The following is a 12671-nucleotide window of genomic DNA, read 5'->3' on the forward strand; positions in this document are numbered from 1 at the left end:
CTTGATTGTTTAATACAAGTCGTAAATGTCTATTTAATCTGGTGCAAAGTGGAGACAATTCCTGGAGCTAAGTATGCCAAAAATTAGCGTGTTAAAAGCAAATCCGAAGCTTGGTGAACTAAAAAAATACATTGATCTTGCCAAGTTAGGCAATAACGTGGAGATAAAGGCTACCGAAGACGCCATTGTCGATGATAACAATAAGAAAGCGATTATTGATATTGCTGAAGCACTTTCTAAAGCAGGCAAGTTAACTAAAAGTAATCTTCAGAAGGTATTAGAGTTGGCAAGTCAGCCTCAAAAATTGGCTAAATTACAGGAGGTCATGGCATTAGACGCCAAGTTAAAAGGGGTTAATGTCGATAAATTTTTGTCCATGAGTGAACAACGTTTGGATCATATAAAGAGTATTCTCGCGAAAATTCCTAAGGGTGAGTCAATCGATAATAAAACATTTAATCACCTCATGGATGGCTTCAAGGATGGCGAAAACGAAAGAGTCGGTGCTTTAGGGAACTGTATTGCGGCTATGAAGAGTGCCGATATCCCCATGAGTCGATTTTGGAGAGGGAACAATGTCGAGCGTATTGCGCAACTGCCTGAAAACCAGTTAATCGCCGTTTCAGCCGTTCTAAAAGGGCTTACAACGCCTCCGCGTAAAGCCTTGGATGAACGCACATTTAATTATATTGTTGACAATCCTAAGCATTTTGCTGAGCCAGTGGGAAAATCGACTAAAGGGGCAGCGATTGTCGCTGCATTCACCGCAATGGATGAAGCGCATATTCCCATTGTAGGGAATAGACAGCCTATTATGAATATGGATGGTAATCACTTAGTCAAGCTCGCGGCGGTTTTACCTCAATTTGATTTTCTAAAACCAAAGCGACGATTATCCCCAACCCAATTTAATTGGCTTCGAGAGCATGTGGGTCAATTGGAGGAAGGTCAAATACCCCATTTTGGTCAGTGTGTCAGAGCGATGGACGGTAAGGTGCCTTTGGTTTCAGTAGCAGGGCATAATCGATTGATTGAGTTGATGGGTAAGGGAAAAGATCTCGAAGGAATTGGCAAAATCGTGGAGAGCCTGGGTGATCGTCTGGATGAAAAAACCTTTGACTATGTGCTAAAAGAAAGTCCTCGGTTGGCACCTAAAGCAGCTAAAATTGCCGACGTTTTTAAAGCAATGAAAGAAACGGCCAACATGGATCTTGAAGGGCTTCGCCAACCTGTCATGGACATCGTAAATGCGAAAGATACAGAAGGTAAGGATGTCAAAGTGCTGGAGGCGCTTAAAGAGGTTGTAGGGCAATTGGCAGTACCGAAAGATAAACCGCCTTTATTGGATAAAAGCGCATGTAAGAACCTTATCGACAAGCTGGTAAAAGACAGTAAAAATCCAGAAAAAGAGCCTTGGACTAAAGACCGCGCTCAAGACTTAGGCAAATGCTTTAGGGCAATGCAAGCAAACGATATCTCCCTAACCCCATTCTTAAGAGCAGAGAATCCCAGCCGTCTCATGGATTTAAAGCCAAATGAACTCAAAGCGGTTGGCAATCTGTTAACGACTTTATCGAATTATAAAGCCCTCGATAAAAAAACGTTTGATTACATCGTGGATAATGCTCCCGATCTGGCTGTAGGAGCGATTGGCAAGACAAAGGCGGATGAAGTGGTTGCCGTTTTTAAAGCAATGGATGATTTTGGCATTTCCATTGAGGGAAATAGACAACCCATTATGGAAATGGCAAAGTCTAACCCAGGGAGCTTAAGTGTTCTAAAATCAGTCTTAGAAAAATCAAATCAACCTCCCAAAGTCGCTCTAGATGATAAAGCATTTAAAGATCTGCGCAGTAATATTCAGCATTTGCATCTCGATCAAGTAGATTCGCTCATGACTTGCCTACGCGCGATGAATGCACAAACCCCAAAAATTGCATTAACCTCTTCTGTACCTTTGATGGAGGGTCATCTTGCGCAATTAGTAAAATTAGGAACTCAAGATGGAGCAGGAAATAAGCTCCAAGAACTGGCCAAAATTGTCACAAGCCTTGCCAAAGAGATGGATGAAAAAACCTTTGAATACCTTGTTAAAAATGCCGATGAGTTAACCAAAGACAATAAGGCAAAAAGGATTGCCGATGTGTTCGACGGCATGCGTGAGTTAAAAATCGATTTGGAAGGTGACAGGCAACCTGTCATGAAAATGGAGGATAAAGATTTAGATAAGTTAAAAGTGATTTTGAATGCTGCAGCGGCTCCAAAAGAAGGTAAACAACCCTTACCGATTAACAAAGACACTTTTAAGATGATGCGCGAAGGCGTCAAGGATTTTGACAAAGAGGCGGTTGATAGTCTTGCCAGCTGTATTGCTGCGATGAATAAAGGCAACGTGCCAGTACAACATCAAGTCATAGGCAATCGGATCGGCGATCTCATGAAAGTAGGGGCTAATCCGGCGCATTTGGCTGGTGTTGCGAAGATTTTACAGAGCATAGCAGGAAAAGAGGGGCAAAGCAGTGCTTTAAATGATAAGACCTTTGATTATGTGGTGAAAAATGCTCCGGCTCTGGCGGATAAAGCGGGCCACATCACGTCAGCCTTTGATGCAATGCGAACTGCCCGTATTAACATTGCGGGGCATCGACAGCCTTTAATGAAGCTTGCTATGAAAGGGAAGGAGGGTGTAGCAGAATTACAAAAACTAACTGCCTTTTTAGGCCAATTAAAGGCACCCACGGATATTAAAGAACCACTGGGTAAGGATGAATTTAAGGCGCTACAAACTCATGTAAAAAAATTAGACGATACCAAGGCAAAACCGTTTGCTGGATGCATTAATGCTCTGCGGGCTAGCCGCATTCCACTGACTGAATCCTTGCCATTGAAAGAGGATCGCCTCGCCAAGCTTTTAGCCCGATCAAAGGATGAATTGGAAACCGTTAATAAATTATTGGGTAAATTATCCTATCATCCAAAAGGTTCAAATCTCAATAAAGCCACTTTTGATTATATTGTTGAGCATGCGAAGGAATTGAATGAACCAGTCGACGAAAAAAAACCTGATGGCGAGAAAAAGGTAGACAGAGTATTGAAAGTGTTTACGGCCATGGGCGAACTTGATATTCCCATAAAAGGCAATCGACAGCCTATTATGAAAATGGACAACAAGGAACTGGATAACCTTGCCAAAGTGCTTGCTGAATTCAAGAAAACTGACGTACCAATGAATAAAGATGATTTTAAAGTTTTGCGCAAGAATGTCAGCAAATTAAAAGATTGGGATGACAATCAAATTAAACACTTTGGCCAATGTGTGGGTGCAATGAATGGCAAAGTCCCTTTTTCAACCCTGCTTGATGATCGACTCGGCCGTTTGATGGCTTTAGATACTGGGAAAAAAGAGGGAGATGAAACTAAACTGGCTACAGTTGCTAAGATTTTCGAGGCGGTAGGAGGAGAACTCAATAAGGATATTTTTGATCATGTGGTTGATAATGTGGCTAATGGTAAGCTGAAAGATGAAGCCCACGTGCAAAGTCTTATCAATTGCATCCAGGCAATGAATGACAATGGTATTCCGCTCACGCAATTCATTGGCTCAGACAGATTAGCTAACCTCATGCAATTAAGTAAGGGAAATTTGCAGAAAGTGGAATCCATTATGACGACCCTTAATGAACATGGGGCTTTGAACAAGAAAACCCTTGATTATCTCGTTGATAATGCAGCAAAGTGGAGTGACAAAAAAACTGAGAAAATTAAACAGCTTTTTGAGTTGATGGGGGATAATCATATTGAAATAAAAGGAAATCGCCAACCACTGATGAAATTGGGTGAAACTCAACTTCAGAGCATGATTGACAGGTTAAACAAGACCAAGGAGCTTGGAGGGCAAGTGACAGATACCCAGTTTAAACAATTGTTAAAAAAAGAAGCAAAATCAGCACCTGTGGAAGAGGTATTGCCACGTGCTGAGCAATCTGCTGCTCAAGTGGTACAAAGTAAAACAACTTAGACTTAAAACAAGGGCCATCTCATTTGGCCGCCTTTATTCCTACATCCTCGTCTGGCCCCCGCGAACAAGCCGGGGCCAGAGGAAGAGAACGATTAGCCTTTTTGATTATTACTTATGATGTTCATCCACAAACTTCATCAATTCGTCATTGCATTTTTTCCACTCATCATAAAACAGTCCATGCCCACTGTTTTCAAAACGAATGATTTTTGAATTTTTAATGCCTTTATTCATGGCTTCAGCCAGCCCAAAAGGACATACTTTATCGCCGGGTGCATGAAAAATGGCGGTAGGGACTTTCACTTTTTCTAGGTTTTTACGTTGATCGGTATCTCTCAGTGCGATAATGCATTCAGCGGTGGCATAAGGAGAAGCTTCCATACCCATGTTATGCATCCAATCAGCAAATTTAGGGCTTACGGAATCTTCCTTATGGAAGAAAATCTTGCCGAAATTAGCCAGCAATTGTGCTCTGTCAGAATAGCATAATTCAAGGAGCTCATTGCATTGATCAATCGTTAAGCCATGTGGAAAGTCGGAGCGTTGTGTCCAGATGGGTGCGGCAGCGCCTAACAGTACGAGTCCTGAAACGCGCTCATTGTGATGACGCACGCAGTAGTTAATTGCTATTGCGCCTCCCATGGAATGGCCTACGAGCGTGACATCGTCTAAATCAAGATGGCGCAAAACCTTTAAAATGTCATCGGCAAAAACGTCGTAGTTGTATTCGCCCCAAGGCTTGTCGGATTTCCCATAACCTCTCATATCGATTCCGACGCAACGGTAGCCATGCTTTGGTATTTGCGTGAATTGATATTCATAACAACGATGATCGAAAGGCCATCCGGAAATAAAGACGATGGGTTTACCTGATCCCCAATCCTGTACAAAAACCCGAGTACAGTCACCAACTTGTACATATCCCATTGTGTATCTCCTTGTTAAATAACTCCTTTAACTATAGATTGATTCCTCAATAAAATGGTGAAAATTTAAGAAATTTTTTTGATGATAATCTGTCCTACTCTCTCAGATCGCTTAAGATTTGTGTTTCTTAGTAAGCTTAGATAGGCTAAAGAAAATCCCTTTTCATTTCAGAAAAATAATCAATGCAACAGCTACAATCAAGGATGTATTATTATCAGAAGCATTTTGCTGAGCTGACGACGCACCCGCTTAATGCGGCGCTGCAATCTTTATTGCTGGTGAGTGATTTCGCCTGTCGCCACATTGAGACGTTAAAACAGTTACTCACTGAGGATGACTGTTTGCAACCCTTGACCTACAGCGATTATTGCACTGTGTTAAGCCGACTGCCGAAGGAAGAGCCCCATTTTGCTCGCGAATTGCGCTATTTCCGACATCGCCATTTTTTACGGTTGATGCTGCGAGAGCTCGCTGGATTATCTGACACAGAGCAAACAATGACTGCTTGGTCAGCCTGCGCCGATGCGATCATCTTACACTCGCTTTACTTTTGTCAAAAGGAAATGACAGAGCGCTACGGCCAACCTTGTGATGAAGTAGGTAAGCCAACGCTACTTTATGTCCTTGCTATGGGCAAGCTTGGGGGGAGGGAGCTTAATTTTTCTTCGGATATTGACTTAATTTTTGCTTTTTCAGCTGCCGGTTATACTCATGGACAAGACTCAATAAGCAATCAGCACTATTACAGTAAAGTCGTGCAGAGTTTCATGCAACTGTTACACAATGCGACTGCGGATGGCTTTGTGTTTCGTGTTGATTTGCGTTTGCGTCCTAATGGCGATAGTGGTGCTTTAGTCAGTACTCTCGCTGCGATGGAAACTTATTATCAAGAGCAAGGACGCGATTGGGAGCGTTATGCGATGGTCAAAGCGCGCCTTATTGGTGAGCATACCCTGGAGCAAGATCATTGGTTTCATCGCTTAATTACACCCTTTGTCTATCGACGTTATGTGGATTTCAGCGTGATTGAGTCTTTGCGCAGCATGAAAGCGATGATTGCGCGCGAAGTGCAATTAAATCCCATGTTAGATGACATTAAGCGTGGGTTTGGAGGCATTCGAGAAATTGAATTCATTGTTCAAAGTATTCAGCTAATCCGAGGTGGGCGCTTTCCTTTTTTAAGACAGCAAAATTTGATCGCAGCACTTGATGCAATAAAAGCAGAAGACCTCTTGACGCACACCACCGTATTAAAACAAGCCTATCTTTTTTTAAGAAAACTGGAAAATACACTGCAAAGCGTAAATGATCAGCAAACCCATGCTTTGCCTAAGGATGAGTTGAAGCAAGCGCAAATTGCAATGGCCATGGGCTATAAGGATTGGAATGGCCTTTTAACACGATTGCAGCAATATCAGCGAATTGTGAGCACCCTTTTTCGCACAATTTTACGAAAAGGCGATCCTTATGAAGATGAAAATCGGCTGATTTCGAACCAGTTGGCTAGCTTATGGCAAGGTCATATTGAAAACACTATGGCCGTCAATTTACTCGCTGGACTTGGATTTCGTCAGCCCGAGCGTTGTTACCAAATGTTGTATACCTTTCGTCACTCGCCCCGGTGCCGGCGTCTGTCACAAGCGGCTAGAATGCGTCTTGATCGCTTTATGTTGCTGTTATTGACTGAGTTAACTGAAATTGCAGAAACGGATGCCGTTTTAGCCCAAGTGTTGCACTTACTCGAAAATATTGTCGGACGGAGCGCTTATTTAGCCTTGATCACTGAAAATCCGCAAGTCTTAAAAGAATTATTGCATTGGTTTGCTCATAGTCCTTTTATCACCTCATTGCTTGTCAGTCAGCCTTTCTTGCTCGAGGTTTTACTTGATCAAGAGGAAAATTGGCGGTTGCCCTCACGCCAGCAGCTTCTGCAAACCTTAAAAAGTCAATTAGTGCATTGCACAGAGAACGAATTACAAGGCGAAATTTTACGTCAATTTAAATTGAATAATTGGCTTTATGCTGCTCGGGCAGAGATGCATAGGCAGTATGATGCCGTACGTATTGGACGCTTTTTGGCGGATGTTGCTGAGGTGATTGTTGAAGCGGTTTTGGCCATTGCTTGTGAGCAATTAGCCAAACGTTATCCGCAAATGGAGCAGATAAAAACACGCTTCGCCATTATTGCTTACGGTAAGTTAGGGAGTCGGGAAATGAACTATAATTCCGATCTTGATTTGGTTTTTATTCATGCAGCGCGTCAGGAAGAAGAAGGATTAGTGACGCGGTTGACGCAAAAAATTTTGCATATGTTAACTACCCGTTCGCAAGCGGGAATTTTATATTCAGTTGACACCCGTTTACGTCCCTCCGGTGCTGCGGGTTTATTAGTCAGTCATATTGACGCGTTCATTGAATATCAACGTGCTCATGCTTGGACTTGGGAGCATCAAGCATTACTTCGAGCACGAATCATCGTGGCTAACAATCGTATTCGTCATCTTTTCAAACAACTTAAAGCCGATGTGTTATTTTTGCCGAGAGATAAACGAACGCTGCGCGATGACGTGTTAAACATGAGAGAAAGAATTAGCCAGCATGCCGACTCTGAACTAGTGAAATACGCAGCGGGCGGCTTGCTGGATCTTGAATTTTTAGTGCAATTTTTAGTATTGGCCTATCCAAAACCGAGTTTTCTGCGGCATACCAATACATTAAATCTGCTACAGCAATTGTACAGTGAAATGATTCTTAATCACGAGCAGTGGGGTAAACTCAAACAAGCCTATAAGTATTATCATCATTTGTTGCATCAAAATTTACTGCAACCCGCAGTCCATGATTACAGCGCCCAGCGGTATGAGGTGTTGGCGGTGAGTAAGACCTTATTTTCTGGACAAGAGTAATGCAAATCAGTCTAATCGAGCTTATCATGCGTATACCTTCCATGCAGTTGACGCGCCTCCCTCTTATCCAAAGCTAGAAGTAGACCCTATTTTGCCCACGTGCCCGGCTAGTCTGCAGAGAAAGAGCAAAAACCCTTATTCATTTTCTTTGAATTTCACTATCCAAAAATGCTGAGAGCTGTTGACGTTGCTAGGAACCGGTTCAACCACAATGGTTTGTACTAATGCGGGGTAAAAAGGCCCAGAAGAGGTTGCCCATTGATAAGTGATTTGAAATTGCCAGCTGTTTTTATGTTGGGCTATTTGTTTGATCTGATAAGAGGTAATCCAAGGGCTGGAAGTTCCTGAGACCCAATAAGGCCATTCTTGTTTATATTTATTTTTTAATGGATCTGAAAAGAGCATAAATTGGACTGCCCCATTGCGTGTTTTAGTGGCTTCAGCAAATAAAGAGGCCACTTCAGCCGGCTCTTTAGGGGCTAAGGCTCTTTCCAGCATAGAAATACGTGCTACAGCAGACTCCGATTGAGAGATAGTTTCAGCGCCACTTAAAGAAGGAAGTAGGAACAAAGTAAACAGAAAAGCGAGTTTAACGTTTAATGGTTTCATAGTAATTAAGCTGTGTGCGTAGAAATCCAGTCATTAATCGATTGTTCAGTCTCATTAGCCACTTGAATTAATTGAAAATAGAGCTTGTCCAATAGGTTAGTGTAACCTGCTTTTTGATAACGTTCCAAATATTGGCAAGCTAATTTAAGCCGAACAGTGCCACAATACAAAGCTGCACTCTTCAATTTATGCGCGAGTTCCTCAATTTTGCACCAATTATGTTCAGTGTAAGCTGCTTCAATTTCGCTTAATTCCGTGGGTAATTCTTTCTTTAAGAGGAGCTCAAGCAGCTCGTGTAAAATGGAGGCATCACCCAGGTTAGCAAGTCCCAGCTCAATATCAAGCAAAGGATAATGATCCAGAAGGAACAGCTCCTCTTCGTTATTAGGTAAATCAATTCCTAAAGATTTGTTTTTCTCATTAGCCAATGTCGTATTTTCCTTTGGGGAAACTTGCTTTAACTCATTCATCTTACTTCCACAACTTATTCTACACCGCTTCCATAAATTATATATGATTTCTTATTGGTGCAAATGTGTAATGTGGATTATTGATTAATAAATAATCTAAATGCTTTTAAAAAAATCTTTTATGATCCCTTAAGGATGGCTTTAATTGCCCCCTATCAATTGAAGAGGTATTGTTCTCGGTGAGAGGCATGACCCCAGTTTCTAGTTTTTTTTCTCCTCTGTGGAGGCGGATTTGTATAGCGCTTATCGAAATGTCATTAAGAAGAGTGGCGCTAGGTAGGAGGCAACCTCCATTCTAATTTTCCATTAAATTTGCTGATTATGGGCTTTAATAAGGCTATTTTTTAATTAGCCTATGCTAGAATCGTTTGCTCATTAACCACCATAAGAGCAAGTATGAGCCCTAAAAATACCTTTTGTTGGATAGATATTCCTGTTGTTGATTTGGACAGAGCCATTCATTTTTACAGCGCAATTTTAAGCGAGCCGGTACAAAAAATCGCTGAGCATGGTTTCGAATTTGGACTATTACCTCATGCGCAGGATAATGTTTCAGGCTGCTTAGTCGTGATGAATGACAGAAAACCATCCCAGGATGGCCCATTGGTTTATCTTAATGTTGAAGGTCAATTGGATAAGGCCATTGAAGAAGCAAAAAAGCTCGGTGCAAAGCTAGTTCAAGCAAAAGAGCAAATAGGCCCTTACGGCCACAGAGCCATTATTTTGGATACAGAAGGGAATGCAATTGCGTTGTATTCTAAAGAAGCTTAAAAGTCCCTGCAATCGTACCTATTCCTACGTCCCGCCGCTTATCCGCAGGATCTAGCAGTCTTGCGCGTGAATTAGCTCCAGAGACGTCATGTCATCGGGGTGTAATAATAATCCTTAAGGCAGCGACATTATCAGTTCACCCCACCTAGGGCGTCCCTTGTTAAGCGGCGGGATGACCTATCCCTTTAGGGTTTAGTACTTGGTATCTACGACTAAGAAACACCAGTGAAAGAATAGTGAGCAGTGCGACAAGGATTAAATAAAGTGCTGGCGCAGTGACCCAGCCCGTATAATAAATTAAAGATAAAGAGAGAAGTGGAGTCAGCCCTCCGAAAAGAGCAAAACCTAAATTATAGCTAACGGCTATGCCACTATAACGGATTTTTGTGGGAAATAATTCACTGAGTAAAGGCGGAATAAACCCTGCAGATAAACCCAGCAATAAGGAACTGGCAATAAAGGCAATGGGATAAAGAGAGGGGTAATACGCATAAATAGTAAAGATTGGGTAAGCAAGACAAGCGGTGAGTATTGCCAAAAACCGTACTAATTTTTTTATATTGAATACGTCGGTTAGATACCCAAAAACTATACTCAAAACCGAGCCAAAAGCTATCGCTGCGGTGCGTTCCCAGATGTAAGCATTGTTGGGTAAATGTAACACTTTAGTGAAATAGGCTGGATTAAATAAGAAAAGCCCCGTCACAATCGCCGCACACAGTGCCACAATAAGTCCTCCTGCGACGACACAGGAAAATTGTTGTTTAAACACGGTAACAATTGGAAATTTTTCAATGGATTTTTCGATCGCTAAAAACGGCGCTGATTCATGGAGTTCTTTGCGAAGTAAATAACTGAGTAATCCAAAAACGCCACCCGCAATGAAAGGAATTCGCCAGCCATAAGCTTGCATTTGGGCTTCAGGAAGAAAAGTTAAAATCGCAGCATGAACAATTGACCCTAATACAATCCCAAAAAGAAGAGCGCAGAAAATGATTCCGCAGGCAAGGCCTTTATGTTGAGGTAACGATTCAGTGACATAAGTAATGGCTCCAGGAATCTCGCCACCAATGGAAATGCCTTGCAAAATCCGTAAGCTAATGACGATAAGGGGGGCGGCTATACCTATCGTGGAATAAGTGGGTATGAAGCCGATACCGATTGTGGCCAGTGCCATGATTAATATTGACACGGTAAAAGTCGTTTTGCGGCCAATTTTATCGCCAAAATGCCCAAAAATAATTCCTCCCAGAGGTCTGACTAAATAACCAATGGCAAAAGTGGCAAAGGTAATCAGTAAGCTGACTAGCTCGTCAGTAGCTGGGAAAAAAGCATTAGAAATATAGCTCGCAAACAGGGCGAAAATAATGAAGTCATAAAACTCTAAAGTTCCGCCTAAACTTGAAAGAATTAACAAACGTTGTTGATCTTTTTGCACCATTCATCCTTAATTCCGAGATCCTTCGCTTCGCTCAGGACGACAACCCCCGAGCAAAGCGAGGGACCTCCCGACTCTTGGCAGTAACCTCCAAAGGAGATCCCTCACTGCGCTCAGGACGACAACACAACTGTCATCCCGAGCAAAGCGAGGGACCTCCCAACTCTTGGCAGTAACCCCATCCAGGAGATCCCTCACTGCGTTCGGGACGACAACAACCTCTGTCATCCCGAGCAATGCGAGGGACCTCCCAACTCTTGGCAGTAACCCCACCAAGGAGATCCTTCGCTTCGCTCAGGACGACAACACAACTGTCATCCCGAGCAAAGCGAGGGACCTCCCGACTCTTGGCACTAACCCCACCAAGGAGATCCTTCGCTTCGCTCAGGACGACAACACAACTGTCATCCCGAGCAAAGCGAGGGACCTCCCGACTCTTGGCACTAACCCCACCAAGGAGATCCTTCGCCTCGCTCAGGACGACAACACAACTCACTGTCATCCTGAGCAACGCGAAGGACCTCCCGACTCTTGGCAGTAACTCCATCAGGGAGATCCCTTACTACGTTCGGGAGGACAATACCCTGTCATCCCGAGCAACGCGAGGGACCTCCCAACTCTTGGCAGTAACCCCACCAAGGAGATCCTTCGCTTCGCTCAGGACGACATGAACAATTTAGCTTTAAATGCAGCAAAGGGGAAGAGAAATTCTCCAAACAGATTCTCCTAATCTTGCAAAATCGCTACGGCACGAGTCCAACCGGCTGACGCGTTTTTGATTTTGACGGGGAAACAACAAACCATGAAGCCGTGTGCAGGCAGACTTTCTAAATTATGGAGTTTTTCTAAATGGCAATAACTGATCTCACGACTTGCTTTATGCCCTTCCCAAATCAAGGAAGCATCTCTCTTAGCGAGGTATTTTTCCCGAGTATGGGCAAAGGGTGCATCCCAGCTCCAGCCATCTGTTCCAGTAATTTTTACCCCGAATTCCAGTAAATATAGGGTTGCTTCGCGCCCCATACCACAGCCTGCGTTAATATAATCCTCATGACCATATCGTGAGCCAGCACGGGTATTAATTAACACGATATCTAACGGTTTCAATTCATAATGAATTCGTTTAAGCTCAGCTTGCACATCCTTTTTAGTGACGACGTAACCATCAGGCAAATGGCGAAAATCCAGTTTTACTCCTGCTTGGAAGCACCATTCCAGGGGAATTTCATCGATGGTAATCGCTCGCTTATTTTTATCCATTAGTGTCGAGAAATGATAAGGGGCATCGAGATGAGTGCCATTGTGGGTAATCAAATTGACTCGTTCGTAAGCCCAGGCCTCACTGTCGGGTAGATCGCCAGGAGTTAGACCGGGGAAAAAATGCATCAGCTCACCTACCGTTTGTTGATGAGTTAAATAGTGAATTTCTGGTTGATAGCCAGGGGGATCGGATTTCACTTCGTTTTCCAAGTAAATGGAAAGATCAATAAATTTCTTTGCCATGTTTGTTCCTTAGCTATGCTGTACAATTC

9 protein-coding genes are annotated in these 12671 nt (G+C 42.9%); 3 read left to right on the forward strand and 6 right to left on the reverse strand.

Annotated elements, in window-relative coordinates:
• Window positions 1-73 precede the first annotated feature (73 nt).
• Window positions 74-4018 carry a hypothetical protein gene (locus B5D33_RS08420; protein ID WP_058451261.1) on the forward strand — a complete coding sequence of 1315 codons (3945 nt, stop codon included), beginning with the start codon at window positions 74-76 and terminating at the stop codon, window positions 4016-4018.
• A gap of 108 nt (window positions 4019-4126) precedes the next feature.
• Here B5D33_RS08420 and B5D33_RS08425 read toward each other — a convergent pair whose 3' ends face one another.
• Window positions 4127-4945 carry an alpha/beta fold hydrolase gene (locus B5D33_RS08425; RefSeq protein ID WP_058451262.1) on the reverse strand — a complete coding sequence of 273 codons (819 nt, stop codon included), beginning with the start codon at window positions 4943-4945 and terminating at the stop codon, window positions 4127-4129.
• 182 nt (window positions 4946-5127) lie between these two features.
• Between B5D33_RS08425 and glnE the strand changes: the two genes are divergently transcribed.
• On the forward strand, window positions 5128-7851 hold the full coding sequence (gene glnE, locus B5D33_RS08430; RefSeq protein WP_058451263.1) for a bifunctional [glutamate--ammonia ligase]-adenylyl-L-tyrosine phosphorylase/[glutamate--ammonia-ligase] adenylyltransferase: 2724 nt from the start codon (window positions 5128-5130) through the stop codon (window positions 7849-7851).
• A 135-nt stretch (window positions 7852-7986) separates the two neighbouring features.
• On the opposite strand, the gene B5D33_RS08435 is transcribed toward glnE, so the two are convergent.
• Together B5D33_RS08435 and B5D33_RS08440 are read right to left on the reverse strand one after the other, a co-directional pair.
• Window positions 7987-8460, reverse strand: a complete 474-nt coding sequence (locus B5D33_RS08435) for a hypothetical protein (protein ID WP_058451264.1) — start codon at window positions 8458-8460, stop codon at window positions 7987-7989.
• A gap of 5 nt (window positions 8461-8465) precedes the next feature.
• Window positions 8466-8930 carry an Hpt domain-containing protein gene (locus B5D33_RS08440; protein ID WP_058451265.1) on the reverse strand — a complete coding sequence of 155 codons (465 nt, stop codon included), beginning with the start codon at window positions 8928-8930 and terminating at the stop codon, window positions 8466-8468.
• Window positions 8931-9326: 396 nt separating this feature from the next.
• On the opposite strand from B5D33_RS08440, the gene B5D33_RS08445 reads away from it, so the two are divergent.
• A complete protein-coding gene (locus B5D33_RS08445; protein WP_058451266.1) occupies window positions 9327-9701 on the forward strand; it encodes a VOC family protein in 375 nt (124 codons plus the stop codon).
• Window positions 9702-9861: 160 nt separating this feature from the next.
• Here the strand turns inward: B5D33_RS08445 and B5D33_RS08450 are convergent, their stop codons facing one another.
• The 3 genes from B5D33_RS08450 to B5D33_RS08460 all read right to left on the reverse strand — a co-directional run bounded on the left by B5D33_RS08450 (window position 9862) and on the right by B5D33_RS08460 (window position 12642).
• Entirely contained in the window at window positions 9862-11142 is a 1281-nt protein-coding gene (locus B5D33_RS08450) for an MFS transporter (protein ID WP_058451267.1), read from the reverse strand.
• A 130-nt stretch (window positions 11143-11272) separates the two neighbouring features.
• Window positions 11273-11635, reverse strand: coding sequence for a hypothetical protein (locus B5D33_RS08455; RefSeq protein WP_139364748.1), 363 nt, complete (start codon window positions 11633-11635; stop codon window positions 11273-11275).
• A gap of 230 nt (window positions 11636-11865) precedes the next feature.
• Window positions 11866-12642 carry a cyclase family protein gene (locus B5D33_RS08460; RefSeq protein ID WP_058451204.1) on the reverse strand — a complete coding sequence of 259 codons (777 nt, stop codon included), beginning with the start codon at window positions 12640-12642 and terminating at the stop codon, window positions 11866-11868.
• Between the last annotated feature and the right edge of the window lie 29 nt (window positions 12643-12671).

This window comes from Legionella maceachernii (assembly GCF_900167045.1).
In the GTDB taxonomy this organism is placed as follows: domain Bacteria; phylum Pseudomonadota; class Gammaproteobacteria; order Legionellales; family Legionellaceae; genus Tatlockia; species Tatlockia maceachernii.